The organism is Neisseria weixii, from assembly GCF_042658245.1.
GTDB lineage: Bacteria > Pseudomonadota > Gammaproteobacteria > Burkholderiales > Neisseriaceae > Neisseria > Neisseria weixii.
This window is the reverse complement of the sequence record NZ_JBHSPY010000021.1, coordinates 1-25,086: the sequence shown is the minus strand read 5'-3', so window position 1 is coordinate 25,086 and position 25,086 is coordinate 1. Positions and strand designations below refer to the sequence as shown.

General features: G+C 48.2%; 28 protein-coding genes. 20 read left to right on the top strand and 8 right to left on the bottom strand.

Going from position 1 to position 25,086, the window contains the following annotated elements:
- Positions 1-4: 4 nt before the first annotated feature.
- From traC to ACFPVS_RS09760, 11 genes are read left to right on the top strand one after another with little or no spacing between them, the layout of a single operon-like run.
- Positions 5-2,581 (top strand): type IV secretion system protein TraC, encoded by a 2,577-nt coding sequence (gene traC / locus ACFPVS_RS09810; RefSeq protein ID WP_378595723.1) that lies wholly within the window; start codon positions 5-7, stop codon positions 2,579-2,581.
- An 11-nt stretch (positions 2,582-2,592) separates the two neighbouring features.
- The gene (locus tag ACFPVS_RS09805; RefSeq protein WP_096295133.1) at positions 2,593-3,174 is read left to right on the top strand and encodes a hypothetical protein; all 582 of its coding nucleotides are present in this window, start codon (positions 2,593-2,595) and stop codon (positions 3,172-3,174) included.
- A gap of 17 nt (positions 3,175-3,191) precedes the next feature.
- Positions 3,192-3,713 carry a signal peptidase I gene (gene lepB, locus ACFPVS_RS09800; protein ID WP_096295134.1) on the top strand — a complete coding sequence of 174 codons (522 nt, stop codon included), beginning with the start codon at positions 3,192-3,194 and terminating at the stop codon, positions 3,711-3,713.
- A 10-nt stretch (positions 3,714-3,723) separates the two neighbouring features.
- Positions 3,724-4,374, top strand: coding sequence for a conjugal transfer protein TraW (locus ACFPVS_RS09795; protein WP_096295135.1), 651 nt, complete (start codon positions 3,724-3,726; stop codon positions 4,372-4,374).
- Entirely contained in the window at positions 4,371-5,486 is a 1,116-nt protein-coding gene (locus ACFPVS_RS09790) for a TraU family protein (RefSeq protein ID WP_096295136.1), read from the top strand. The genes ACFPVS_RS09795 and ACFPVS_RS09790 overlap by 4 nt, the downstream gene beginning before the upstream one ends.
- Before the next feature lie 15 nt (positions 5,487-5,501).
- A complete protein-coding gene (trbC, locus tag ACFPVS_RS09785) occupies positions 5,502-6,263 on the top strand; it encodes a type-F conjugative transfer system pilin assembly protein TrbC (protein ID WP_232507552.1) in 762 nt (253 codons plus the stop codon).
- Complete coding sequence (locus ACFPVS_RS09780) at positions 6,260-7,498, top strand: hypothetical protein (RefSeq protein ID WP_096295137.1); 1,239 nt, start codon at positions 6,260-6,262, stop codon at positions 7,496-7,498. The genes trbC and ACFPVS_RS09780 overlap by 4 nt, the downstream gene beginning before the upstream one ends.
- Entirely contained in the window at positions 7,495-9,069 is a 1,575-nt protein-coding gene (traN, locus tag ACFPVS_RS09775; RefSeq protein ID WP_096295138.1) for a conjugal transfer protein TraN, read from the top strand. The genes ACFPVS_RS09780 and traN overlap by 4 nt, the downstream gene beginning before the upstream one ends.
- 13 nt (positions 9,070-9,082) lie before the next feature.
- Positions 9,083-9,451 carry a hypothetical protein gene (locus ACFPVS_RS09770; RefSeq protein WP_378595722.1) on the top strand — a complete coding sequence of 123 codons (369 nt, stop codon included), beginning with the start codon at positions 9,083-9,085 and terminating at the stop codon, positions 9,449-9,451.
- Between the two features lie 11 nt (positions 9,452-9,462).
- A complete protein-coding gene (traF, locus tag ACFPVS_RS09765; RefSeq protein ID WP_096295140.1) occupies positions 9,463-10,257 on the top strand; it encodes a conjugal transfer protein TraF in 795 nt (264 codons plus the stop codon).
- Between the two features lie 36 nt (positions 10,258-10,293).
- Positions 10,294-10,554 carry a hypothetical protein gene (locus tag ACFPVS_RS09760; protein ID WP_096295141.1) on the top strand — a complete coding sequence of 87 codons (261 nt, stop codon included), beginning with the start codon at positions 10,294-10,296 and terminating at the stop codon, positions 10,552-10,554.
- Positions 10,555-10,702: 148 nt separating this feature from the next.
- On the opposite strand, the gene ACFPVS_RS09755 is transcribed toward ACFPVS_RS09760, so the two are convergent.
- Genes ACFPVS_RS09755 through ACFPVS_RS09745 form a run of 3 tightly spaced genes read right to left on the bottom strand, consistent with a single transcriptional unit; the run spans position 10,703 to position 12,189 of the window.
- The gene (locus ACFPVS_RS09755) at positions 10,703-11,524 is read right to left on the bottom strand and encodes a hypothetical protein (protein WP_096295142.1); all 822 of its coding nucleotides are present in this window, start codon (positions 11,522-11,524) and stop codon (positions 10,703-10,705) included.
- Positions 11,525-11,533: 9 nt separating this feature from the next.
- On the bottom strand, positions 11,534-11,938 hold the full coding sequence (vapC, locus tag ACFPVS_RS09750; protein ID WP_096295143.1) for a type II toxin-antitoxin system tRNA(fMet)-specific endonuclease VapC: 405 nt from the start codon (positions 11,936-11,938) through the stop codon (positions 11,534-11,536).
- A complete protein-coding gene (locus ACFPVS_RS09745) occupies positions 11,935-12,189 on the bottom strand; it encodes an antitoxin (RefSeq protein WP_378595721.1) in 255 nt (84 codons plus the stop codon). The genes vapC and ACFPVS_RS09745 overlap by 4 nt, the downstream gene beginning before the upstream one ends.
- A gap of 123 nt (positions 12,190-12,312) precedes the next feature.
- Between ACFPVS_RS09745 and ACFPVS_RS09740 the strand changes: the two genes are divergently transcribed.
- The 7 genes from ACFPVS_RS09740 (at position 12,313) to ACFPVS_RS09710 (ending at position 21,144) form a co-directional block, all read left to right on the top strand.
- Complete coding sequence (locus ACFPVS_RS09740; RefSeq protein WP_378595720.1) at positions 12,313-13,509, top strand: AAA family ATPase; 1,197 nt, start codon at positions 12,313-12,315, stop codon at positions 13,507-13,509.
- Positions 13,506-14,252, top strand: a complete 747-nt coding sequence (locus ACFPVS_RS09735) for a hypothetical protein (RefSeq protein WP_096295146.1) — start codon at positions 13,506-13,508, stop codon at positions 14,250-14,252. The genes ACFPVS_RS09740 and ACFPVS_RS09735 overlap by 4 nt, the downstream gene beginning before the upstream one ends.
- A gap of 4 nt (positions 14,253-14,256) precedes the next feature.
- The gene (locus tag ACFPVS_RS09730; protein WP_096295147.1) at positions 14,257-15,222 is read left to right on the top strand and encodes a hypothetical protein; all 966 of its coding nucleotides are present in this window, start codon (positions 14,257-14,259) and stop codon (positions 15,220-15,222) included.
- A gap of 466 nt (positions 15,223-15,688) precedes the next feature.
- On the top strand, positions 15,689-17,203 hold the full coding sequence (locus tag ACFPVS_RS09725) for a conjugal transfer protein TraH (protein WP_378595719.1): 1,515 nt from the start codon (positions 15,689-15,691) through the stop codon (positions 17,201-17,203).
- An 11-nt stretch (positions 17,204-17,214) separates the two neighbouring features.
- The gene (locus tag ACFPVS_RS09720; RefSeq protein ID WP_378595718.1) at positions 17,215-20,316 is read left to right on the top strand and encodes a conjugal transfer protein TraG N-terminal domain-containing protein; all 3,102 of its coding nucleotides are present in this window, start codon (positions 17,215-17,217) and stop codon (positions 20,314-20,316) included.
- 53 nt (positions 20,317-20,369) lie between these two features.
- Positions 20,370-20,957 carry a transglycosylase SLT domain-containing protein gene (locus tag ACFPVS_RS09715; RefSeq protein WP_157742717.1) on the top strand — a complete coding sequence of 196 codons (588 nt, stop codon included), beginning with the start codon at positions 20,370-20,372 and terminating at the stop codon, positions 20,955-20,957.
- Between the two features lie 19 nt (positions 20,958-20,976).
- Complete coding sequence (locus ACFPVS_RS09710; RefSeq protein WP_198345353.1) at positions 20,977-21,144, top strand: hypothetical protein; 168 nt, start codon at positions 20,977-20,979, stop codon at positions 21,142-21,144.
- A gap of 36 nt (positions 21,145-21,180) precedes the next feature.
- Here the strand turns inward: ACFPVS_RS09710 and ACFPVS_RS09705 are convergent, their stop codons facing one another.
- The 5 genes from ACFPVS_RS09705 to ACFPVS_RS09685 all read right to left on the bottom strand — a co-directional run bounded on the left by ACFPVS_RS09705 (position 21,181) and on the right by ACFPVS_RS09685 (position 22,923).
- Entirely contained in the window at positions 21,181-21,588 is a 408-nt protein-coding gene (locus tag ACFPVS_RS09705) for a hypothetical protein (protein WP_096295150.1), read from the bottom strand.
- A gap of 73 nt (positions 21,589-21,661) precedes the next feature.
- The gene (locus tag ACFPVS_RS09700; protein ID WP_232507555.1) at positions 21,662-21,895 is read right to left on the bottom strand and encodes a hypothetical protein; all 234 of its coding nucleotides are present in this window, start codon (positions 21,893-21,895) and stop codon (positions 21,662-21,664) included.
- The gene (locus tag ACFPVS_RS09695; RefSeq protein ID WP_378595717.1) at positions 21,896-22,291 is read right to left on the bottom strand and encodes a hypothetical protein; all 396 of its coding nucleotides are present in this window, start codon (positions 22,289-22,291) and stop codon (positions 21,896-21,898) included.
- 79 nt (positions 22,292-22,370) lie between these two features.
- On the bottom strand, positions 22,371-22,670 hold the full coding sequence (locus tag ACFPVS_RS09690) for a Txe/YoeB family addiction module toxin (RefSeq protein WP_096295151.1): 300 nt from the start codon (positions 22,668-22,670) through the stop codon (positions 22,371-22,373).
- Positions 22,645-22,923, bottom strand: a complete 279-nt coding sequence (locus tag ACFPVS_RS09685) for a type II toxin-antitoxin system Phd/YefM family antitoxin (protein WP_096295152.1) — start codon at positions 22,921-22,923, stop codon at positions 22,645-22,647. The genes ACFPVS_RS09690 and ACFPVS_RS09685 overlap by 26 nt, the downstream gene beginning before the upstream one ends.
- Before the next feature lie 201 nt (positions 22,924-23,124).
- Between ACFPVS_RS09685 and ACFPVS_RS09680 the strand changes: the two genes are divergently transcribed.
- Positions 23,125-24,009, top strand: a complete 885-nt coding sequence (locus ACFPVS_RS09680) for a SprT-like domain-containing protein (protein ID WP_096295153.1) — start codon at positions 23,125-23,127, stop codon at positions 24,007-24,009.
- Between the two features lie 167 nt (positions 24,010-24,176).
- Positions 24,177-24,872 carry a recombinase family protein gene (locus tag ACFPVS_RS09675; RefSeq protein ID WP_096295154.1) on the top strand — a complete coding sequence of 232 codons (696 nt, stop codon included), beginning with the start codon at positions 24,177-24,179 and terminating at the stop codon, positions 24,870-24,872.
- Positions 24,873-25,086 lie beyond the last annotated feature (214 nt).

Sequence of the window (25,086 nt, the reverse complement as noted above, 5' to 3'; positions counted from 1 at the left end):
CAAAATGGGGATGTTTGGCAAGTTCAAACACTGGCTGGCCGGCTCGGATGATGTCGATGCCCCGATGGAGGCTATGCACAACAACCCGGCCGACCCGGCTTTCGAGCACTTGAGCGATTATCTGAACTACGGTGCTTACGACCCGAAAACCGAGTTGTTCCTGCTTAAAACAGGCTCGGATAACAAGCCTTTGGGTATGGGATTTACCATTGAGCTGAATCCGTTTCTGGGCGCAGACGACGACCTGGTCGGTAAGCTGGGCAATCTTTATGCCTTGCTGCCCGAAAAAACACCGATACAGGTACAGATTTTCGGATCCCCGGATTTGCGCGGCTTTTTGAAAGCCTATGAAACCATACAGAGCAGCCGGGCAGAGGACGATCCGATGCAGCCGGTTTTTCAGACTTTGGCTCAGAAACGCACCGAGTATTGGCGCAAAGGTACTCAGGAGTTGCTGGTTAAAAACTCTACTGTCCGGCTGCGTACCTTACGCTGCATTTTGAGCATCAACCTAGATATCTCGCCGGACAATCCCACCGAGGTTTCACGTGCAGTTTCATTGCTGGGCCGTATGCGTGATTCGCTGCGTTCGCTGCAGATTTACGATCGCACCTGGACACCGGTTGATTTAAAGGAATGGTGCAGCCTGATGCTCAATCCGAACCGGATGTTTATCGACCTGACCAAGGAGCTTGATCCGGTTTGGGATGAAACCCGTTTTCTGAACGAGCAGATGGTCGAAACACGAACTTCCCTCAAGGTTATGGACAGTGGCTCCGGTTTGCGCTTCGGACACAGAGATAACGAAGACTGTGTCATTGCCCGCTGTTATTCCGTCAACCTCTATCCTGAAGAATTCCATTTGGCAGGAATGGGGGCACTGATTGGCGATGCGGTAGACAGCAATATGAGTTACACCTCGCCGTTTTTGATTTCGATGACCATGTTCAAAGAAGAATACGACGTGGCTCAGAATACCATCACGTTGAAAGCCGCACGTGCCACACAGACGGCCGATTCCAAAATGGCAGCCGTGATGCCGCAGGCCATCAAGCAAAAGCGGGATTACGGTGTCTGCCTGAGTGCCTTCGGCAAAGGGGGAGGCGGCACCGTCAAGCTGATGCACCAAGTCGTGCTGTGGGAGCGGCCGCAAAACATCAATCTGGCCGAAAGCCAGGCGGAAAGTATCTGGAAATCAGAAGGCTTCGGCCTGTACCGTGACCAATATCTGCAGCTGGGATCCTACCTGACCGCGCTGCCCATGGCCACTGACAAAGAAGTGGTGAAATATCTGAACAGCAAAAAACGCTGGCATACCAAAACCATGACCAATGCCATCTGTATGTCACCGATTATCGGTGAATGGCACGGCTTGGGCGAGCCGGTTATCGGACTGTTCGGCCGACGCGGCCAGGCAATGGGCATCGACCTGTTCGCCAATCCGGCCGGCAACTATAACTTTGCCATCATCGGCGCTTCCGGGTCGGGCAAATCGTTCTTCGCCAACGAAATTGTCCGCAACTATATGGGCTTGGGCACGCAAATTTGGATTATCGATGTCGGCCGCTCTTACGAAAAGTTCTGCCAAATGATTGGCGGGCAATACATCGAATTCACATATGAAGCCAAGCTCTGTTTCCCGCCGTTCCAAATGGTTACGGAGATTCACGAAGACATCGAGTTGCTGAAGCTGATTTTCTGCCTGATGGCGTCCCCATCTGATTCATTGACAGAGCAGCAGGAAGCCAAGCTGCAGCGGATTATCGAAGATGTATGGTACGAGCACGGTAAGAACGGCACTGTTGACCATGTGATGGAACGCTGTCTCAACTGTTTGATTACAGGCACCGATGAAAACGGGGTTCCCGGGGAGCGCGATTTGGCTATGGTTGCAGTAGCCGACCAACTTTATGCCTACTCCAGCCAAGGCATCTACGGCCAATACTTCAACGGAACATTGAATGTTGAATTCACCAATGACTTGGTGGTGCTTGAGTTGGAGGAGCTGAAGACCAAACCCGACCTGCAGCAAATCATCATGCAGATGATTATGTACCGCATCATGCAGGGCATGTACCTGTCCCGCAGCCAGTACAAAATCATGATGATTGACGAGGCATGGGCATTACTTGGCGACACCGGCTCAGCTGCCCGTTTCATCGAGGAAGGCTACCGCCGTGTCCGTAAATACAAGGGAGCCTGCGGGACGCTGACCCAAGGTGCCAATGACTATTACAAAACCAAAGCAGCCGAAGCGGCTTTGGAGAACGCAGACTTTGTCTTCCACATGCGTACCGGTGCCAAGTCCCTGAAGACGATAGAAGAAAAAGAGCCGTTCGAAGTGAACAGCGGGGTGATGAAAATTTTGCGCAGCCTGTCTAAAACCGACTACTACAGCGAAATTTTCATTTCCACACCGATAGGTTACGGTGTCGGCCGTCTGTACTCGGATCCGTTTAACGCACTGGCTTCCAGTTCCAAAGCGGATGACGTAGAAGCGGTGGACCATTACCGTCGCGAAGGCTTGAATATGGCACAGGCAATTGAAAGCGTGTTGGCCGACCGAAGCAAATACCACTGAAGGAAAAAATCATGACACAGCAAGATAAGCAGAACAGGCCGTCTGAAACTGCCTCAGTAGCAGAAAAACAGCAACAGCATGTTCCAATGAACTCCGGAGCCGGTGCAGATGAAACCGAGAGCATTTCCCTGGTGCAAATCTTGATCGGGCTGATGGCTGCTACAGCATTCGGATTGAGTCTTTGGAATACTTTCAAGCCGTCTGAAAAAAGCATCCATATCATCGATCTGGCTGGTATTTCGATGAATTACCAGCAACAGGCACGCAACCAGGGGTTGCAAGACGGTATTACCGAGCAGCAGCGCAGTGCGATTCTGGCCAACTACCAAGCCAAAATGAATACGCTGCAACAGGTCATCGAAGAAAAAGTCCGTGAATGCGGATGTAATATTTTTGTCAAATCTGCCCTAGTCGGCCGTTACGAAAACGTAATCGATCTGACCGGCGATGTGGTGGCCGAATTGGACAAGCGCATCCCGGCCTCTGCTGTTGTGACCTCTCCCAACCAACCCCAGACAGGCTCAGCCCCAACGGTTACACCGCCTCAAACGCTGTCGGATGAAGGGAAGGGTACTGCGGTCAATCCACAGTAAAACGGATAGGATGGCAGATGATGAAAGTCGACTCTAAAGAGTACTTCAAAAATCTATATATTGTGTTTTCATTGCGCTATGCGTCTATTTTTCTACTATTGGTAGTAATTTTCCTAGCATGGAGCAAATACTTCGGTTTTGCCGTCAATGCTTCGCATTCTTTGCCGCACAAACTCTACCTGATTCAGAAAAGCCGCAACCATCTGGCCGATCTGAAGCAGGGCGATTATGTAGCCTACGCTTGGCAAGGCGAGTTCTACCCGGTCGGCACGCAAATGGTGAAACGGGTGGCCGGATTGCCCGGCGATACGGTCAGCCGATCCGGACGGGAATTTTTCGTCAATGGCACCGCAGTCGGGCGCGCCAAAGAATTTTCTTTGAAAGGCGCACCCCTGGAGGCTTCTTCCTTTGAGGGCAGTATCCCCAAACGCTTTATGTGGGTTGCGGCCGACCATCAGGATAGTTTGGACAGCCGTTACGAAATAGCCGGACTGATCCATTCTGGGCAGATTATCGGCAAAGCCATCCCGATTTTTTAAGGATACCGCTATGAAACTCAAAAAAGCACTCATTGTATCAGTGGGTTTGCTTGCATTATCGGCAACGGGAGCCGGTTCCTTGATTGCAGCCAACAACAGCCATTTTTCCGAAAAAATCGGCCCGACTTATCCGATTGCCGAGAAACACGCAATCCATGAGATTCAGACCCGCCTGAAAGAGCGCCAGGACAGCGGAGAATTGGAACGTATGCAGCGTGAAGTGCAGGAACGTATCAACCGGTCCGCGCTGAATCTGGCTCCGGTAGAAGGCTTGGAAACAGCTGAAAAATCATCTGTGCGTTATTTCGAACCGTCCTACACATTGCCGGAAAACATTTACGACCACGAAAACCGCATCATTGCCACGGCCGGTACGGTAATCAAGCCGTTGGAAGTGGCACCGATTCCGTTCAAAATGTTCTTTTTCGACGGCCGCGAACCGGCGCAAGTCGATTTGGCAGCCAAGCTGGCCAAAGAACACGGTGAGGCCTTTATGCCGATTCTGACGGCAGGCGACTGGTATGAGCTGTCTGCCCGAATGAATCAGGCCGTCTATTACGACCAACAAGGCAAGATGAGCCGCAGTTTTCAATTGAGTGAAGTCCCCAGTCTGGTATCACAAGAAGGCCAGCGCCTGCGTATTGAGGCAATGAAACCATGATTCGATACATAATCCGCACTCTGACAGCCTTGGCCGCCATCGTTTCCTTGGCAACGGCTTCTGCGGCCGATGCCGGTACCGACATCGGTAATCCCGGCAATAAATTGGTCTGTCAGGGGAAATTCCTTAATCCGATAACCGATATCTGCTGGAGCTGTATGTTCCCGATTACGATTGGCGGAAACATCAAGTTGAATAACAACAATCAGGAAGACAACAGCTCAACTCCCGGTGATTGGTTTTGCGCCTGCGACAAACCGAGTAGGGCAGGGGTAACGGTTTCGTTTTGGGAACCCACCCATTTGGTTGAAGTTGTCCGTACGCCGTTCTGTATGGTCAGCCTCGGCGGTATTTCGCTTAAAGGGAAAACCACGATAGACGCAAGCCAAACAACCAGTCAGGCACAGGATGCCAACTGGCTGCAAAAACTGTTCGGCGGCGCACACAAGCGCGGCCGTCAGGAAAACAGTGCCAGCCACAATGCCTTTTATCAGGTGCACTGGTATCGCAATCCGGTGATTTTTTGGTTGGAATCCTTGCTTGATAACGACTGCATCGAACAGGGCGTTTTAGATATCGGCTGGATGACGGAATTGGATCCGACTTGGAAATATCCGTCTTTAGCCGTTTACCAAGCGCCCGATTCGGCACTGTTTGCCAATGTGATTTCGCAAGCTGCCTGTGCAGCAGACTGTGTCAAAGCCTCCACGGGCTTCCCTTACAGCAAACTGTATTGGTGTGCAGGCTGTCACGGCAGCATCTATCCGCTTTCCGGTTGGATGTCAGGACACTTCTCCGAAGTACAGGCAGCTAAGCTGATGGTTACACGTATGCAGGCAAAAATGCACCGTGACCTGGTTGCCTGGCGCTCATCAGGTAAGGATTCGATTTGCGGTTACAAACTCAATCCGGTGATGGACAAACAAAACTACAAGATGGCGATGACGTATCCGGTAGCTGCCCGAAAATTCAACGGCCGCTGCTGCGATCCTATCGGCCGCTCGACTCTGGTGCGCGACAGCGGTAAGGCGTTCCCTTATAAAGGTACTCAGTTTGCCTTCCAGTTGTTCCGCAAGCGTGACTGTTGCGGTGCGTATTCTTACAGCGAATAAGGAAAGGACTTTGAGATGCAAAGCGAAAAATTTCGGGTAACCATGGTGGCTGCAGCCTGTATGCTTGCCGTTTTAGGTGGCCTGCTGGCTGTCGTCGAAGTCCGTGCCTCATCCGTTGATGTCGATGCAGCCTCCAACCGCTTGCGCTCTACGCTGCAAAAGGTGGAGCAGGGCAGTAATCCGAACGTCGGTAACGAGCGCAAACAACCGGAAGTGCCCGATTTACAGGGCATCCGCCATCAAGTGCCTGATATTCGCGATTACGGCCATCAGAAAAAAGTCGATGTTGATCCGATGAGCATTGCCAAGCGTTACAGCTCGGCCCGACAACCTGATTTAGCCGCCGCTGACAAAGGCGATTTGCTGGTATTCGTTTCTTTTTCGATGCCGGAAGCCAGTCTGAAGCGGATTGCCCACGAAACCGCCCGAGCAGGCGGTGCAATGGTGATTCGGGGCTTCAAGGACAGTTCGATGAAGGCCACTATTCAGGCGGCGCAGGAAATTGCGGCCCTTCAGGGGGATTTATTGATTCATCCGGATCTGTTCGATCACTACAACATCACCGAAGTCCCGACCACAGTATTGGCCCGCAGCGGTGACGAGGGGCTTGATAGTTGCAGCGGCAATGCCGATGAAGGTATGTGCACCGAGCACCTGCAGGTGCGCGGTGATGTCTCCCTGCATGCCGCATTGGAATATTTCATCAACAACAAGGCCGACGAAAAACTGATAAAAATTGCCGAGGCCAAGCTGGCGAAATTAGGCGGTGCAAAATGAACGTCAAAACCTTGAGTGCCTGTGTTTTATTCTGGGTATTTCAGACGGCCTCGGCAGCAGATTACAGCGGATACCTGAAAGAATTGGGCGGTTTGGGCAGCGGTACCAGCAAAAACATTACCGCACCGGAAAAATATACGCCGCGCTATACCGACAATCCGCCGAATGCCGAACAGTATTACGGTGGCGGCCTGTCGCTGCCGACTAGCTACGGTGAGGCCAAAATTGCCGGCTGCCGCGACAATGTCGCCGATTCCGACCTGTATCTGCGTCAGGAATGCGAAGGCGTGAATTTCATCGCCAACAACAAAACCCAGCGGCCGGACGTAACCCTGAGAGCCCGGGAAAAACTGATTACCGGGACGCAAAGCATTGCCGGCGACCCGGCCGAGACGTTGGATAAATACAAGTGGCGTTATCCGCTCAATGCCGACGGTAGTGTCGGCTCGATTCCGTCTACTGCCTGCCCGACCGAGACTATTACGGTTCCGGCGGTGAAGTCCGTTAAAAACTGCAGCGAATACTATGGAGCCGAGCTGTTCTTGTGCGAAGCAGCCTTAAAAGTTACCGTTGATCCGAACTGGAACTACTCCTGTCTGGAAACCAAATACCAGCACGAACGTTACAGCTGCTCCAAGAAACTTAAGGTGACCTGCGAGCAGGCTCCCGACTGCACTACGGCAGGTGTGGAGGCCGGCACCATGCAGGGGGATATGCAGCTCTCTTTTGTGAAAAACGGAGGTGATACGGCACATACCTTGACGTTCGGCTCCATTGGTGACGATTATTTCAGAAATAACCAGTACGACCGGGAAATGATGGTCAAAATTAAGAATCTGAAGCAATTATCAGTTTTTACTCTAAAACGTGTTGAATACGATGACTGGCTGGTTGTGAAGGTCAATGATGCCATTGTATACAGTAGTTACGGTAATCAAATGTTGTCTGCTGATTTCAGTAAAAATAGTAACTTTACTAAGCCACGAACGGCAGTATTGGATGAAAGCGGTAACCGGATAGGTGCTGCTGAGCGTAAAACATCTTGGAAAAAAGATCTTAATATTGACATCAGACCCTATTTGAAAGAAGGCGATAACATGATTTGGACACGCACCATAGCTGGTGGCGGTGGTGAAAGTGCAGCGATTTTCAACGTACACCAATATTGTGAACCGATTTGCACAGAATCGTGGGAAAACGGTTGTGGTGAATTTGAGAACAAGGTGCGCCCATGAGGAAACTGCTCTCGTTTTGCGTGCTGGTCTGCCACTTGATGCTGCTGACGGCACCATCTGTCGCGGCGGCGCGGGAGAAAAGTACCTGCGTTTTAAAATCGCATACCTGTGTAGACGGGCCGTCGACCAAAAACATCAACGGCGTGGACATTACCCGTGAATGTTGGGAATACAAAGACGAATACGAGTGCTTGGAGGACGACCCGGCCAATTTTTGCGAACCGTTGAAAAATACGGCCGCGAAGTGTGAAATCGAAGGCCAGACATGCCTGGAAACCCAAAACGGCGAGTGTCTGCGCTATACCCATCAATACTCGTGCGATGTCGACTTAAAGACTCTGCATGGCGGCCAGCTGCCGCCCCAGGTTACCGAACGGCCGCATACCCATCACATTTCGTCGGAATGGGATACTGCGGCATGTGATGCAAAAGGAAAAAACTGCAAAGCGGTCACTACCGAGTGCATCGAAGGCCCCGCAACAAAGGTTATTAACGGTATTCCGGTGACACGCGACTGCTGGAAGCAGCAGCGAACCATGCAATGCGCCACAGGTAATGACATCGACACCTGCAGTGCCTACGAAGAGAACGCAGCCTGTTCTCTGACCGACAACAAGTGCAGCCATACCCTGCCTGACGGCGCCTGCCAGGTTCGAGACAAAACCTACACCTGTATCGATTCTCCTGCCGGCACCAAAGAAGTCAGCAGCTGCGAAGACCGGGATTTCGCGTCTACGATGACCGCAATGGAAATGGCACGTGAATCCCAGCGCTATTACGACCCGACGGCGCAGCAGTTCTTCAAGGGGGAGTCCAATAAGTGCAGTATCAAGCTGGGCGGTGCGTTAGATGGTGTATTGGGTGGTGACTGTTGCAAAACCCAAGCAGAACCGGGCGGGATGGTTGACTTCGCAGTACAAACAGGAACAAGTACGGCCGCTTCTTATCTTATGAGCAGTGTAGCAAGCCATTACACGTATACCACCATGTTCACCAATGTAGCAGCACAATCATTGGGAACATCATTATCCGCTGCCGGTGGTCTGGTGGGTACCAGCTCCGTTGAAGCATTAGGATTTACTGCCACAGGGGTGGAGGGTATGGGGGTCATCGTAGAGTTTAATCCGGTTTCATTTGGCGCAGCCATTGCCGTGATGGCTTTGCAGCAATGGTTGTCTTGTGAACAGGACGAGATTCTGACCGCCATGAAACGCAAGGCAAACCTCTGCCATTATGTTGGTTCCTATTGCGGCTCAGAGGTTTTGGGTGCTTGCGTGAAAAAAGTAGAAAGTCAGTGCTGCTATATTTCGAAGCTGGCCAAAATCGTTAACGTCGGCGGCCGGGAGCAGTTGGGACGCGACTGGGGGACACCGGAGAACCCGAGCTGCGAAGGTTTTACGGCACAGGAACTGGAAAGCCTGGATTTTTCCAAACTGGATCTGGCGGAGTTCTATGACGAGATTTATGCGAATATGAGTAATGTAGCCAAACAGGCCGGCAATGCGGCTGCAGTGGCGAAGAAAAATGTGGAGAGCGGCAGCAATGCGGTTAAAAACTACTATGACCAGTAAAGCTTTGGCAGCTATGTTACTAACAACGGCTGCAACAGCTTTTGCGGCACAACCCTATACGGGCGGTATCGCCTTGGATAAAACGGAAAAACTGGCCCAGACATCGATTCCGTTGCCGAACGGACGGCCGGATGCCGTTTTGGCTTTAGCTATGCGCCACGGCCGTGCAAAAGGCCATTTCAGCGGTCGTGCAGCAGCAGCCATCAAACAGCAATACGGCAAGGAGATTCCAATCCATGTCGAGGCCGTCAAAAAAGAGGCCGTCAAAGGCAAAGCCGACTGCAACAAGGTAACTTTGACCTTTAAAACTACGCCCGAATTCGAACGTATGGCTCCGACACAGTCGGTGGATATCGAAGTCTGTCCCAACAGAAACAAATAGGGTACACAACCATGAAAAAAGTCCTGATTTCACTTTTTACAGCAGTCTCTGTCAGCATCTCCGGTGTCCATGCTTCCGGTATGGGCTGGTACGATGAGGATATCTGGAGCAAGGAGGATCGTGCTTTCTTGTGGTATCCGGACCCGAAGGCACAGCAAAAAAAAACTGCACAGCAGCCGTCACCACCGCCGGTCATGCTGCCTCAAAATGAGCTGGCCGCATTCGATATGCTGCAAAAACAGGTTGATGAAGCCCGTAAAATCGCCATCATGAACCCGACCCCCGAGAATCTGAAGCACTATGTCACCATGCAGGAGGTCGTAATGTCGAAATCGGCGGCCTTTACCGACCAGTGGCAGCGCGTAATTTGGCAGAATCCCGAGTTGGATTACAGCCAGCATGGCCGGCCGAACAACCAGCTGGCTCAGCAGCAGTATGACCATAATCGCCAGCTGCAGAAGCAGGAGGCTATCCGCAAGCTGGCCGGTGAAAACGGTATTTTGTTCGTTTTTCGATCGGATTGTCCTTATTGTCACACCATGGCACCCATCCTGAAGCAGTTTGCAGCAACCTATGGGGTTAAGGTGATGCCGGTCAGCTTAGACGGCCAAGGCATCGGTCACTATCCGAATGCATTGCCGAACAACGGTATTGCCCAACGCCTGAACATTACCACGGTGCCGGCTATGTATGTGATGGATACCAAAACTCAGAAATTTACACCTATCGGTTTCGGCGTGATGGCTCAGACCACATTGGAAGACCGCTTCTTGGCGTTCTCTAAACCGGTGGGAACGGTTTATTGATACTTTTGAGAATATGCTGAAAATGGGAGAATCTGTATGGAAACTTATTACTGTGTTATAGAGGGCATCATTGCCGAGTCTAAGAATCCTTGCTTTATTAGCAAGTCATATTCAGAAGCCTATAATTTTACTCAAGTATGGATGCAGAAACGAAGTGCACAATTAGTTGAAATGGACGCAGATTATCAATTTCAGAAAGATGAAAATATTGATTTTTGGGCAGTCGGAAATCATGCCAAAGGGATGGATTTTATTTGGATTGTCAAATTTGAGAATGGATTGCCCAAGTATGAGTGATGGGGAACACCAAATTTCCCCATCACAGAAATATTACAGTAATACCAAGCTTAAGAATTTTAAAGAAGGGATGACGACTTCGTAATTATATGCTCGCTCATTAAATGTAGGACTTATAAAGTATGCCTTTAATCGATAATCTTCTTGCTCATAGAATATCTTCAAATGTTCGACGGTAACAATAAGTTTTCATCTGATGAGAGTCCATGTACAAAGTAACATATTTATTTTCAATTCGTTTATTAAAAGTCAGTTTGAATCCCTTACCAAATCGTTCTAATTTAGAAACTTCGGCAATATATACTCCATTAAAACGAGTATTATCCCAAACTTTATAAAATCTTCGAAAGAACCAACATAGGCGTTGTATGCCTTCTCCGGGGATTTCAAACGTAACTTGTTCAAATTCTTCGTCACTCAACTTTTTCTTGTTTTCAATGTACATACGGACTAGATTTTCCAGCTGATTACTGCGTCGCGAGATTAATCCAAGAGAAGAAGCACTTCGTTTTGCCGATGAAGATCCAGATGAGTTTGGAGATGAGCTTTCAAAATCAGAAGGGGCGTCATCAGCAATAATAATGGCAGCGTTATCTGTTTCCGTCGGCCTTTCAAAAATATCAATCCGATGTATCAGTTTTTGTTTGAAAACACGTTGCTGATATTGTTCAACACTTTCTCCGGGCTTGCGTGCTTGTTGGGAGTATAAAGCATCCTTTATCCAATCACAGTTGTTGGAATGATGTTGTCGAGGATAAAGCTTGAAAGTAGGAGTTTGTTTGGTAGACTCATTTAATGGGGTCGTGTAGTGGGTTGCTTGAATTTGTGTTCTTTTACCGTTTTCTTGGCAGCAACAAGGATCACTGCACAAGAAATGGAATTTTTCATGCAACGACTGATTGGCAAATTCTCTCCGAGCATCATCAATGTAGACTTTTTTGCCTAATTCTACACAGTATGCTATATCCATTAATCCCCCTTATTTAATCCAGTTTTCCAAATACAGACCGTCTACGCGTTCAAATTCCTTGGTGTTATTGCTGACCAGTGGGATGCCTAAAGACAAGGCGTGAGCTGCAATTAAAAGGTCAAGACTGCCGATAGGCATACCCTTGCTTTGTAAATGTTGGCGAACACGGGCATAATGCCAGATAACAGAATCGTCAAAAGGCAGAATATCCAAAGGGGTTAAGAACTTCATTAAAGCATCTTTGTTTTTGGAAGAATTTGATTTTTCTACGCCAAATGCCAATTCGCAGGCCGTAATGCTGGATATGGCGATCTCACCCGGAGTATATTGTTCAAACTTTTCAAATACATATTTCGGTTTCTGATTAATAATGTAAATGCAGATATTGGTATCCAACAGATATTTGTAGCTCATAAAATTTCGTCCCGGATTTGCTCAACCTGCGGTTCGCGCTCCAATACGAAACCGGGTTCAAATTCTTCAACTGCTTGAGCCATGTTCTGCCAACTGTTTTCCTTTGGAATCAGTAATACGCCGCCGGCAAAGTGTTTGATAAAGACCTCTTTTTCTTCAAATCTAAACTCTTTAGGCAGTCGAACTGCCTGTGAACGGCCGTTGATAAATATTTTAGCTGTTTGCATCGTTTTTCCTTTGATATATTTCAATGAAGTATATCATCGGACGAAATTAGAGTTCAACTCCTTGCAAACAATTCCCCTGTTTATACAATCCCTAATCAATTTCCGCTATACTGCTATACATCATCAAGAATAATGACTGCACCCATTATGCTTAAATTCAAACAATTCAGTATCCGTAACTTCAAATCTATTGACCAAATCAGTTTGGATTTCAATAATCTGACCTGCATCGTGGGCATGAATGGTGCCGGGAAAAGCACAATTCTTCAGGCCTTAGACTTTACCTCACAACTCATGGTGGGCCGCATTGATGAGTGGCTGGAGCAACGTGGCTGGAATATCAGTCAACTGACCAATCAAAACTTAAAATCCAAAGCCAAGAATAGTTTTATTCGTATTCAAATGGTACTTGAATGGAGTTTTCAGGAAAACCCGAAAGATGTCAGAGAACTGGTTTGGGATGCCGAGTTCGATGTACGCCGGCTCAAATGCAGAGATGAGAGTCTGACTGTTAATGGGGAGGTAATCTTTGCATCAACCGGCTTAGATTTTTCGGTATCAGGCACACCCAATCCAACCGAAATACTGTGGGACTATACCGGATCAATGCTTTCATCTATGACGGAATCTTGGTTTGATCAGCACCGTTTCCTGAAGAAGATACAGGAGGCACTTCTTGGTATTTCCTCATTGGAGCTGTTATCACCTGCCATTCTGAAAAAAAGCTCACGTTCGCCGGTAGGTCGTATCGGCATCAGCGGAGAGAATCTTGCCAGCTTTATACACGGATTAACCAAGAGCCAACAGGAAGATTTAGTTCATAACCTGCGGATTTTCTATCCGAATCTAAGCCGTATCAATACCAAGAAAAAAGTCGGGGGGTGGATAATATTGGGATTTGAGGAGCAATTTAAGAATCAAAAAACCATTTCCGACTCGGTACATATTAATGACGGTTTATTAAGAATTTTAGCGGTTCTGGCGCAACAAAAACACGGCTCACCAACTTTATTGTTACTGGATGAGATCGAAAACGGCATTAATCAGGAAATTATGGGTAAGTTGGTTGAGTTTCTGTCTTCCTCCGGAATTCAGGCTTTAATTACCACGCACAGTCCCTTATTGCTCAACTACCTTTCAGACGAACAGGCTGTTGAAAGTGTGTATTTTACCTACCGCACCGATACTGGCAGTTTGAACTTGAAAAAATTCTTTGAAGTAATCGACCATCCGGAGATATTGGACTTTGCCGGCCCGGGGGAAGTCTATGCAAATACGGATTTGAAACATCTGGCTGATAAGTGTCGTCTCCTTGATATGGAAAATTCGGAGCCAAAAAAATGATTTTTGTTTTATCAGGAGAGGGGCCAACTGACTTAGGGAAAAATATATTGGGCAAAGACGGCATCGAATTTGTACCAGGGCCTGTCACTTATTTTGTGGACGGACTCTATCGGGAAAAATACCAATATTCTTTACTGGAGAGTAATCCCGAGCAGTTTTGTCTGATTTCCGAAAGTGATTTAAGTCGGTTTGCCAAATCTGAGAAAGGGCAAAATCGCAGGAATATACTGATTCCAGGCATTAAGAACCATCATTTGAAGCCTCATGGTTTTATGGCTAGAGCCCTGGGTTGGAAGGCTGAAAAAATCAAAGAAGATACAGGTGAGGAATGCGTTATTCCTGTCTTTTTTCGGGATACTGATTCAAATGATGAAAAAGACTACCAAGAAAAATTGATTTCGATAGATACCGGTTTTGCCGCAGCCGGCTTTCCAAACAGGGGAGTGGCAATATTGGCCAAACCAAAATCTGAAGCATGGCTGCTTTGTTTGGCAGATCATTATCAAAACGGGCATCTTTATGAAAATGGCCCTGCAAATGATGCTTCTCCTAATTCTTTAAAATCACAGCTCGCCAAGAAAATTAATCCGGATGGAGAAAACCCACTGCTTTCCGCCGAACAGCTGTGCTCTTATGTGAAAGGTATCGAACAAATTGATTTTGACAGGATGTGCGAACAGCTCTCAAGTTTTGCCCAGTTTGTACACCGATTCCAGAAAGCAATAAACGCTGAGCAAGATTAATTAAATGAAACTGCTTGCCTATACCACTCAGGACGGTTTTGAAACCGTCACTCCCTTATCGGCCAAATCACGGAACTTGGCCGTCATTTACAGCCGCCACGCACCGGGTTGCCGCTTAGAGATGTATGTCAATCGGCGCGGCAGCAATCACTTCTTCGCCTATAAAGGCGAACGCTGTTCAGACGGCATCACAGAACCCGAATCGCTGACTCATACCTTATGCAAAACCGTTTTGAAAGAGCTTGCTGATGAAGGTTTGCCTACCGAACTGAAACTGACCCATAAAGGCAGACGTTGGGATTATCCTGTACCGGTTATCCTGACATCAGGCGCGTTCGAGTACCCGATTCAAGCCAATGGCCATCAGTATTTTATCGACACCTTCTGTACCTTCCGTCAAGAAAACATATCGTTCCTGAAGTCCTATGCCTGTAAATGGGGTGGTCAGATTGCCTTTGAATTTTTCCATACCAGCGGTCTCGCGGCCAACAGTCCGAAATGCAGAGATTTGGAGCGTATGGGTATTCCCGTTATTCAGGTGGCTGCCCGAGAAGGGGATTTCCTGTATCTGGACGAAGACACACTGATCGGTAAAACCGATCAAGAAGCCATGGAGCAGATTGAATTGCACCGCCAAAAAATCCGCAATGCCTTTAAAAAGCAGATTATCGGCGTATTGTTCAATTCTCCTGTCTCAGAGGCTTATGAAGCTGCGCAAGAACTGTACGGCAGCTTAGAGACAGCATTGCAGAGGATTAAGGACTTGGAACAGGAAAACCAAGCTCTGGTGGCTGGAACAGAACTTCTTTCGGACAAAGTCAAACAGCTGACGCTGGAACAGGAACATTACCTGTACCGTATCGGCGAAATGGCTCAAAAAACAGCTTCGGAGCAGGCATCGGTTCAGCCTGCTCAGGAAGTGCCTAAACCCATGGGTTTATGGGCAACGCTGAGGCGCATATTCAAATAAAAATCAGATTATCTGGTTAATCCGTTACCGGGACAGCCGGTTGACTATTGAGTTGGAAATGGACAAAAAGCGGTGTTTTATTGCAGATAAAACACCGCTTTTTCTCAACAGAAGTGATGATTTTCGGCCCAGGGATCGTTGCACCTGAATTTACGCTTTCTAAAGCAGGGTAAACAGATTTCATCAAAACTATTCCATAATATCTAAATAAACAAAGACCCTGCACATGCAGGGTCTTTGTTTATTGGAGTTTACCCCCCCCCAGCAATCGTTCAAGCTTTCTGTTTGTTTTTCGAGTATACCTCAAGACTCTGCCGGGCATATTACCGACTGGCTGTTAAGCTGTTGACACAATGGCTGTTTGGCGTAAAATATCAATATCCTTAATCTCAAGTCTTTGCATAACTGATTTTCCCGGTTATAGCAAAGCATCTTGCTATAACCGTTTCTTTTCTCAGGGACGGTTATGAAGATTCAATTTATCAAATCCCCAAAACTGCCGGCTAAAATGCTGGCTATTTGTCTTTCTGCTACAAAATATCTGGTTTTAAGTGTATCGCTGACTGTTCCGGTGCATACCCATGCCGGCATCGAAAGCGACATGGCCAATATGTTCAACTCCATGGGGGCAGCCACAAATTATACTGAGGCCGGTGCTTTCCATGGACAAAGTGGCAGTCTCTATACCGGTGGTAGTTTCAGCGCCAGAACACCGGTATCGAATCTCAGTCTCGGCAATATTCAACTGCCATCAGTTAATGCCGGCTGTGGCGGCATCGACATCTTCGGCGGCTCGTTCTCTTTTGTCAGTAAAGAGGAGTTTATTCAGTTTACCCGCAACTTGGGTAACAATGCTGCCGGTGTTGCATTTGACTTGGCTTTAAAGGCGTTGGATCCGATGATTCAGGATGCCATCAACGGCATTCGCGATTTAGCCCAATCTGTCAATTCCCATAACATGAATTCCTGCCAAATGGCACAGAGCCTTGTCGGGGGTGTGATGGGTGCTGTTGCAGAGAGCGCCAGTTCAAACTGTCAGGCAGCCGCCGTCAGCTCAGGCAGTGCAGATGATGCTTCAGATGCTTCATGGTTCTGTCGTTACGGTAAGAATTTAGCCAAGGTCTCAAAACAGGCAGCAGGCACTAATTCGCCTCAAGATACCATCAGCTTCACAGGCGGCAATCTCACCTATGAGGCCATGAAAAAACATACGTCCGATATCAAAGACCTGAATTTAGGCAATTTTGATGCTATGGACTTTTATTACAGTATCGCCGGTACAGCTGTTTTCCCAACGCCTAAAGAAGACGGTGAGGGTACGGTTAGTGCAGGTGTTCAATCGTTTGCACCACGGATTACAGGCATCGGAGAGCTGCTCTCCGGCAAAGAAAATTCCGTCGACAAGCAATATGTGACCGTTGATATGTGGACCTGCCGCGACGGCAGTGAAAGTAAGAAGGAAGTTTGTACTGAAAACAACAATGTCCAAATCAAATCCTTGCGCTATATCGTACGGGAGCGATTGAAAGCAATGCCTGCGAAAATTCGCAGCAATGCGAATTGGACAGAACAGGAAGTGAGAGAAGTATCTGTACTGGTGGCCAACAGCAGCCTGCCTATTTTACGCATGGCCGTGGCCGATGCCTTTCTCGGCACCAAGAATTTGGAAAAGACCGCCGTAACCGACACCATTGCCATCGATGTGGCCGCAGGTATTCTTTCTTCAGCCGAACGCCACCTCCGCACAGCTGTCAGCCTGTATAGCAAGACGGACGAAGTCAGCGGTATGGAGGCGAAGAAGATTATGGATAATTTAGCCGAGCTGCGCGGCAAGATTTATGCTGAACGCAATCATGCGCTTGCCAAAATCGAAATCGAGCAAAGCATGATGTCCGCTATGGCACAGTCCGACAGCCAATGGCGCAGCCAATTTGTCGATTCTGGCCGCAGTATGGCATTTGACCAAATGAATCGCTTGTAATGGGAGGAGCCATGGCAGTCGAATATTTTACTTTTGCGGGGAACGGTGAGGCGGTTCAAGGTGTATTTAATGCAGTAGCCACACTTTCCTCTTCCAATACCATGACTGGTGCACTCCAAGCCGCTGCACTTTTCGGTTTTTTGGTTACCTTGTTTGTGGCCGTCTATAAAATCGACCTCAAAGACAACTTTGTCTACCTCTTTGTGATTGCCGGTGTGTGGATGGGTATGATGGTACCCAAAACCACTGTACTGATTACCGAAACCGCCGGTCACGGTTTTACCGGCCGCCAATATACCGTCGGCAACGTCCCCATCGGTTTGGCCTATTCGGCCAATATGGTCAGCACCTTCGGTCATCATCTGACCCGCAGGGCAGAGCAAATCTACAATATACCCAACGAACTCAACTACAGCCAAACCGGCGTCCTGTTCGGTGCGCGGCTGATTGAACAGATTCGGGACGTGTCCATTCCTGATGCAACATTAACGCAGGACTGGGCATTGTTTATGAACCAGTGTTCGTTTTTCGATTTGAACCTGTACCATTTTTATACGGTTGAAGACTTGCGTGACAGTACGGACATCCTGGCAACTTTGGGTAATACCAACCGTGCCATGTTTACCAATGTGTCAAAATTAAAAAGTGGTGCCAATGCCGGCGGGAACTTTGCCAACAGCCGCTTGCAGTATGAGGGCGGCAGCACTTCGATGACTTGCGACAAAGCTTACCAACTGCTCAAAGCACGGACTGAATTCTACTCACAAGGTTATTTGCCTAATTACGTTGCAGATAAAGTATTTGCCGGATTAGGTACATCGACCGCACCCAATAAAGCCGCTGCATTGGCCACGCTCGGTAACAATTCATTCCAATACCTGCTCAACAATGCCCGTGTCGATACCTTGAAAAACATTGAGCAGTCGGCCATGGTGGAAATCATCCGCCAAAGCACGGTAATCAACGGTCAGCGCAACAACCATGCAGCCCGGGTTCAAGAGGTGTTTGCCTTTACCCAGGCACGCAACCAGTATATTACCGCCCAAAAAACCGGCGGACTTATGGCCAGTCAAAACCTACCGGTGGTGCGCTCCGTAGCTGAGGCGGTACTGATTGGGATTTTTCCGTTTGTGGTGATTTTGGCACTTTTGGCCGGGATTGCGGCATTCAAGCTGATTATGTTCTATGTGATGGCACTGTTTTGGATTCAACTGTGGGCACCGGTGGCCAGTATCATCAATTTTGTGCTGACCATTCACACCCGCCGCCTGTTTAATGCTGAAACAGCCGTCGGTATGATTACCCCGGGCTCCGGCGACGGCCTGCTGATGGCGGCCGCCGATGCCCAAGCAGCGGCGGCGGGTGCAATGTGGTTGGTTCCGGTTATCTCCGGCGCATTGGTGATGGGCGGCCGTATGTTGGTCAGCGGCCTGACAGGTATGGCCACTGCGGCGAAATCCGGTGCGGAATCGGCCGGTTCACAAGCAGGTACGGGTAATTTTGCCGCCGGCAATATGAATTACAACAATGCCAACGCCAATAAATACTCACTCAACCCGGTATATACCGATCCGCAGATGACGACCGCGCATTCGGCGGCCGGCACCTCTTGGATGAGTGCAGCCAGCGGAACCAGCCGCTATCAGGCACGCAACAGCAGCTTGGCCGTCTCATCACAATCACAAATCAGTGAATCGGAAAACTACGGCCGCATGGCTGACCGCGCGGAAACAGCTGCCAGACAACATCAGGCGGCTTATCAGGAAAGCTTAGCTTTGGGGCAGGCGCAAACCTTGGCTTGGGCCGGAAAACACAGCTTTGGCCAAAGTGCAGATTCGGGTTACGGTATGGGCTTGGATGCGGCGCAATCTCAGAAAATGTCTTGGATTAATGAGCAAGCTCATAATATTACACAAAGACATGGCATTAAAAATGAATCTGCTATTCGATCTGCATTGATGGCTGGTTTAGGAGTAGGCATGTCAAAATCAGACGGTTTGTCAGAATCTACAACAGCTTCCCAATCAATCAGCCAGAGCATGATTTCAAAAGGAATGGCTGGATTGACATCCTTGAGTCAGCAACAAGGAATTACCGGAAACATTGCAAAACAAATTCAACAAGCCATCAAAGGAAATGCGGGTATTGACTGGAAAGGCTCTGCTAGCAATTCTGACGCTCTCGTTGCAGACATCGGCAAATCAATCTCTGCTGGTCACAAGGAAGGCATTACCTTCGACAGCAGCTTCACCGACAAAGTCAGCAGCTCTGCGGCCTATAAAAACTCGCTGTCCTCCGGAGACGAACTGGCGCAAGGCGCGAGTGCAAGTATGCAGCGTGCGCAGCAGGCCAGCCGTTCGGCTACCGACAGCTTCAACGAGGCTCAAAGCTACCGTGAGCAGGCTCAGCGCACTTACGGCAACGGTAAAACCGTTACCTACGACAATACCAACGACCTGATTGCAAACAATCCGAATCTGACCCTGTCCCAACTGAACAGCGGCGAAGGCAATACTTTTCAGACGGCCATGGCCACCGCAGACCGTCGCAGCAGTCAGATGGACACGGCCGCACAACAGGCCGGCTGGAAACCGGAGGGCAACCTCTCTTCGGACAGCCGCCCATCAAATACGGTTGATGCAGCGTATCAGCAAAACGTCTCTACCGTTGCTTCAGGCTCCAATGCCGCCTTTGAGGGGGTACGCGAGCGTGCTTCACGCAGCGGTATCAGCGCCGATTCGATTGATGCAGCCATCAGCAAACGCGGCAACGACTATGAGCGGGATTTCAATCAAGCCAGAAGCGGTGTCGACGGCGATGTAGCTCAAGGCGGCCGGCGCTATGACGGCCGTGTCGATGATTTGGCCAATCGGGCACGAAAAGCTGACGAAAACAGCAACGGCATGATGATGGAGCTGAATTCTCATGTCTTGCCGTGGAATGCCGGTGGAGAGCGGCGCGAACAGGTAATGCAAGATGTCCGCGACGGAAAAGGCCCTCTCGGCTCAGGTGCAAATCAAACCGAAGCTCATTTGGGTAGGAACCCGAATCTGGCCAACGAGCTGAAGCAGCGCCCGGGCAGCGGATCCCGCACCTTCCGCCCAAAGCAGTAGCCCCTGTCGCCGGAAATCGAGCCGGTAACGGCAGTATGTTTTACGGGGGCGGCATGGGGCGCATGGGAGGAAACGGGCCGATTAAATACGGCAGCAATAACCGACATATTCAGGAAATGATTGTACGCCAGGCCCAATCGGCTGGGGTTGATCCTCGAGTGATGCTGGCTTTAATTGCAATCGAAACAGGTGGTACATTTAATCCTTATAGCCGTAATCCCAGTGGCGCAGCCGGATTGGGGCAAATCATGCCCGAAAACTGGAAAGCGATGGGGTTGAATGCACAAACGGTCTTTGACCCGGTTAAAAACATTCAGGCCACCATTAAGATGACCAAGAGCAATATTGCCTATTTCCGTAAACAGGTAGGCCGTCTGCCATCAGCAGAAGAATTGTATTTGCTTCATCAACAGGGAGCTGGTGGAGCAACTGCTTTGCTGAAACATTCCGGAAGTAGAGCCGTTGATGCTTTGAAAACATTGACGGTTTACGGTAGCGGCAGAAGAAGTGCCCTGGAAGCAGTCAGACAGAATCTGCCGACTGCACAACGAAGCCGCGCAGGTAGTATTAGTGCGGGAGAGTTTGCTGGATTTTGGTTGAATCAGGCACGCAGCAAATTGAGAAAATACGGATTTTATTAACATGAAAAAGGAGTGAATTATGGCCATTGCCCATATCATCATCGAAGTAGAAGAGTCACCGGACTTGAGCGACTGCGCCGTCCGCCTGAGTTTTAGCGGTGGCACGGAGTTGCAAAGCGAGGAGGGTAAAACGGCGTTTTACAAAAGCTTGGCAGCGGTTGAACAGGCTTTGGAAAGCTCCGAATAAATTAAAGGCAGCTTTTAGCTGCCTTTAATTTATTCGTCAATCATCAAACATTTTATAAAAATGATTGCTTGGATCATCCGTATTCACTAAATCATCTTTACTAAACATTGAAAAATCATCATCAGTATCAAACCAAATATTTCCGGGGCGGTGGGCAAATGCCGGATCGTGAACAAAAGAATGTTCCTCCCATGTGTATGCCTCTTGGTTTGAGACAGGTGTACCGGTAAAAGTAGGCATAAGGAATTTGTGGCGAGTAGTAGGAGACGGCCACAAAACCCAGCATGCCAACGTCAGCAATGGTGCGAACAGCACACCAACACCCCAGTTGGTGTCGTCGGTAAACGCAGCCCAAGAAACATCATTACCCGCCACCATGGAGAGCAGGGTGGCTATGCAGAACATCGCTACGAATATGACTGTCCATCTGATGATTTTTTTCATGGTTGTTCCTCCTTTGGAGCCTAAAAAACGGAAGTTGTCCGTTTTTTAGGCCACCATATCCGCACAGCAAAATTTAGTGTGGACGCACGGTAATATTGTCGGTTGAAATCCAGCGCTCCCCACCTCGCGTAAGCTGGACTTTAATCAAGTTATTTTGCCCTTTTTCCAAAACCAAAGCATTGCCGTAACTGGTTTTAATCGTATTTCTCGGTACGACATCTGTAACTTTGGATAAATATGCATCATGCCCTGCATTTCTACCATCTAAAATAAAATGCGCATAATCGTTCTCATACTTCCAAGACATCTACGCCGTGGGTTGTTGGGAAAGTAGGCAGAAAATATCGGATTTCAGAAGCTCCACGGTACCTTGGTGATGTTCGCAGTAGGCTTTAAAAGTTCCGACTGCATCTGAAACAATATTATTGAAATCCGTTTCACTTCCAGCGTAAAATTTACGGTTTTTGGCATAAAAACTGGTCACCTCGCCACGCATAACCCGGTTTAATGCAGCCAATCGGTTGTCCTTCATCCATACCTTAAGAAACTCTTCAAAAGGTTTGTCCATATGAGCCTTCAACTCGGCATCAGCCTTTGCCGGTACAGCCCCCAAATTTAAAAAATTCTCTTTAGCCTGTGCGATATTCGAAAAGGCACATACAGACAATACAGCACAAACAGCAATTTTTTTAAAGGTTTTCAATTTGTTTTCTCCTTTGACAAAAATGGGCTTTGTTTCCACGATTCAGCTCTACTGTTGATAATTTTCACCTTAATTAATTTCATTCGTAATGGTAACGACAGGATACCACATAAATATGGCCGTCCTCCGGCAAATAAACCAACCTATGTTCCCGATCTATGCGGCGTGACCAATAACCGGTCAAATTTCCCTTTAAAGGTTCGGGTTTCCCTTTGCCTTTAAACGGGTTTTCCCTGCATTCATCCAAAAGATCAACAATGGTTTCATACTTGTCCCGATTTTGCTTATACCAGTACTGCAAGTCAATCCAAGATTTCTCTGTCCAGCAGAGTAGCCTTTGCTTGGCTTCTGCTTTATTCTGCTGCTTTTGCTTGGACATGGGAAAGTTCTCGTACAAATGCTTTTCCTGCTTTAATAGCCTCAATCGATTCATGCAGATGAGCCGCATTCGCGGGAGATTTAAGCAGATATAAAGTTTCTTCCATGCTGTTATAGTCATCCAACGACATCATAACAACATGCTCCCCTTGTCTGCGAGTAATAATTGCAGGGCTGTGGGTATGGCACACATCATCCATAACCTGCTTTAATGAGCCTCGGGCTTCTGAATAACTCAATACAATGGCCGACATCGCACTTCTCTCCTTTCTGATTTGACTTTTATTGTACAGGAATTTGTACTATTAAAAAAGCAAAACAGGAATTTTCTTTCCAGAATTGCAAATTTAAACAATTTCACCACCTTTGAAAAGAAATAAATATATGTTTATATTGGACAATTTCTTTTCTCTGTATTAAAATTATATCGTACGATATAAAATGGATGAGTCAGAATGAGTGCCAAACCCACCCTTCAGATGTACAACTTTATTCAGGATGCCTATGATTTCTTCAATAGCCGTTTATTCTCCGGCAAACTGCCACCATGTCTGCTGACATTGCAACGGGACAGCAATGTTATGGGCTACTTCTCCGGTGACAGGTGGCAGAAGGGGAAAGGTGAGGGCACCGTCCATGAGATTGCACTGAACCCTCAATACTTCATCACCCATCGGCCGCTGGAGCTGATGCAGACGCTGGTACATGAGATGGTACACCTTTGGCAGCATGAGTTCGGCAAACCCAGTCATCGTACCTACCATAATAAGGAATGGGCAGACAAGATGGAATCCATAGGCCTGATGCCGAGCAGTACAGGAAAGCCCGGCGGTAAACGGACCGGACAGAAAATGAGTGATTACCCGATTAAAAACGGCGCATTCTATCTTCAATGTGTGGCTTTTTCCAAAATGGGCTATCAACTGCCGTTTTACGACCGACATGCCAAAACAGAATCCACACAGGTTCGACATAATGAGCCGGAAAATTTGACTGCGGCATTGGAGCAGATTCTTGAAGAAATTGCGGCCGAAATCACGGCCGTTGTTGACAGCCAAGTTGATACGCGATTGATTGAGCCATATACCGAGGAAGATCAACGCGCAGAGATTTCTCTCATGCAGCCATTCTCGGAACAGTTCGATATTGATGTAGCCGTCTTAAGCGAGGCTCAGGAAAAAGAAGCAGCTTCCAAACGGAAAACAGTTTACCGTTGTCAGTCATGCGGCGATAAAGCATGGGGGAAACCATCACTTGATTTATGGTGCGGAAAATGCAAAGTACCTTTTGTGAAATTATCGGATGGCTACGACAGGGAGGTAGAAACCGAGGTTATTTAAAATACATGAAATAGTAAACAATAGTCCATAATTTATTTATATCGTACGATATAAATTTGTTTTGCTACTGTATTTTGACTAGGTTATTTACAGGGATGATTTCACCCATATAAAACATAAAAACAGAGACTCAAAATCCACTGGCTTAATTGTAGGATTTAAAATACATGGATAGGCAAAAAATTGCCCGAATTTATCTTCGGGTCAGTACCCGGCAGCAAAATTTAGAGCGGCAACGCGAAATCATCGAGGAAGCTAAGAAAAATGGTTTTTACATAGCCGGTGTCTATGAAGAGAAGGCAAGTGGGGTGAATGCCAGTCGGCCGGAGTTGAACAGGCTGATTGACGACCTTCAAGATGGTGATTGGGTGATTGCGGAAAAAATCGACCGCATCACCCGCTTACCACCCAGAGAAGCAGAGCTTCTGATTCATCGGATTACCGAAAAGGGTGCCAAGCTGCATGTGCCGGATGTTTTTTCTTTCGGCAATATCGATGACCTGATGGGGCAAAGCGATTCCTTGCCTAAATACCTCACTGAGCCGTTGATGGATGCTTTGCAGAAAATGTTTCTGCGCATGGCGCTCAGCATAGCCCATGAAGATTGGAAAACGCGGCGAGGGCGGGCACAGCAGGGTATTGAGAGAGCCAGAAAGGACGGCCGAATGAAAGGGTGGCCGGCTGATAAGCAGCTTCACAAAAACATTATCCAGCTTACCTTACAAGGCGTGAGCATTACCGGTATTGCCTCTGCTTTGAATTGCAGCACCTCAACCGTCAGCAAAGTAAGGCGGGCGCACCGTGCCACCCATCATTCAGCTAGCAAAGGGCAATTTGATATTTTTAAGAAAAGCACACCATAGCGATAGAGTTGCTTATTTGAGCAAGAACGTAGGTAGAGACCTTTGCAAAAAAACCAAAACCCCTCCAAATTCCCCCTAAAGAATTCAGAGGAGTTTTTTATGAGCAGCTTCTTCCAGCAACAAGCCCGAATCATGACGGGTAAACATACCGGCAGCTGCCCGTTGCTCAAAATTAACCGGCTGCCCGATTGGCAGCCCGCCGGACAACTGCCCA

Coding starts and splice junctions, on each gene's coding strand:
- ACFPVS_RS09715 (WP_157742717.1), top strand. CDS start 20,370: ATGGGGCGCATGGGAGGAAACGGGCCGATTAAATACGGCAGCAATAAC.
- ACFPVS_RS09675 (WP_096295154.1), top strand. CDS start 24,177: ATGGATAGGCAAAAAATTGCCCGAATTTATCTTCGGGTCAGTACCCGG.
- ACFPVS_RS09770 (WP_378595722.1), top strand. CDS start 9,083: ATGTTACTAACAACGGCTGCAACAGCTTTTGCGGCACAACCCTATACG.
- ACFPVS_RS09710 (WP_198345353.1), top strand. CDS start 20,977: ATGGCCATTGCCCATATCATCATCGAAGTAGAAGAGTCACCGGACTTG.
- ACFPVS_RS09760 (WP_096295141.1), top strand. CDS start 10,294: ATGGAAACTTATTACTGTGTTATAGAGGGCATCATTGCCGAGTCTAAG.
- ACFPVS_RS09740 (WP_378595720.1), top strand. CDS start 12,313: ATGCTTAAATTCAAACAATTCAGTATCCGTAACTTCAAATCTATTGAC.
- ACFPVS_RS09705 (WP_096295150.1), bottom strand. CDS start 21,588: ATGAAAAAAATCATCAGATGGACAGTCATATTCGTAGCGATGTTCTGC.
- ACFPVS_RS09680 (WP_096295153.1), top strand. CDS start 23,125: ATGAGTGCCAAACCCACCCTTCAGATGTACAACTTTATTCAGGATGCC.
- ACFPVS_RS09780 (WP_096295137.1), top strand. CDS start 6,260: ATGAACGTCAAAACCTTGAGTGCCTGTGTTTTATTCTGGGTATTTCAG.
- traF (WP_096295140.1), top strand. CDS start 9,463: ATGAAAAAAGTCCTGATTTCACTTTTTACAGCAGTCTCTGTCAGCATC.
- ACFPVS_RS09755 (WP_096295142.1), bottom strand. CDS start 11,524: ATGGATATAGCATACTGTGTAGAATTAGGCAAAAAAGTCTACATTGAT.
- trbC (WP_232507552.1), top strand. CDS start 5,502: ATGCAAAGCGAAAAATTTCGGGTAACCATGGTGGCTGCAGCCTGTATG.
- ACFPVS_RS09795 (WP_096295135.1), top strand. CDS start 3,724: ATGAAACTCAAAAAAGCACTCATTGTATCAGTGGGTTTGCTTGCATTA.
- vapC (WP_096295143.1), bottom strand. CDS start 11,938: ATGAGCTACAAATATCTGTTGGATACCAATATCTGCATTTACATTATT.
- ACFPVS_RS09720 (WP_378595718.1), top strand. CDS start 17,215: ATGGCAGTCGAATATTTTACTTTTGCGGGGAACGGTGAGGCGGTTCAA.
- ACFPVS_RS09725 (WP_378595719.1), top strand. CDS start 15,689: ATGAAGATTCAATTTATCAAATCCCCAAAACTGCCGGCTAAAATGCTG.
- ACFPVS_RS09735 (WP_096295146.1), top strand. CDS start 13,506: ATGATTTTTGTTTTATCAGGAGAGGGGCCAACTGACTTAGGGAAAAAT.
- ACFPVS_RS09730 (WP_096295147.1), top strand. CDS start 14,257: ATGAAACTGCTTGCCTATACCACTCAGGACGGTTTTGAAACCGTCACT.
- traC (WP_378595723.1), top strand. CDS start 5: ATGGGGATGTTTGGCAAGTTCAAACACTGGCTGGCCGGCTCGGATGAT.
- lepB (WP_096295134.1), top strand. CDS start 3,192: ATGATGAAAGTCGACTCTAAAGAGTACTTCAAAAATCTATATATTGTG.
- ACFPVS_RS09790 (WP_096295136.1), top strand. CDS start 4,371: ATGATTCGATACATAATCCGCACTCTGACAGCCTTGGCCGCCATCGTT.
- traN (WP_096295138.1), top strand. CDS start 7,495: ATGAGGAAACTGCTCTCGTTTTGCGTGCTGGTCTGCCACTTGATGCTG.
- ACFPVS_RS09690 (WP_096295151.1), bottom strand. CDS start 22,670: ATGTCCAAGCAAAAGCAGCAGAATAAAGCAGAAGCCAAGCAAAGGCTA.
- ACFPVS_RS09685 (WP_096295152.1), bottom strand. CDS start 22,923: ATGTCGGCCATTGTATTGAGTTATTCAGAAGCCCGAGGCTCATTAAAG.
- ACFPVS_RS09700 (WP_232507555.1), bottom strand. CDS start 21,895: ATGTCTTGGAAGTATGAGAACGATTATGCGCATTTTATTTTAGATGGT.
- ACFPVS_RS09805 (WP_096295133.1), top strand. CDS start 2,593: ATGACACAGCAAGATAAGCAGAACAGGCCGTCTGAAACTGCCTCAGTA.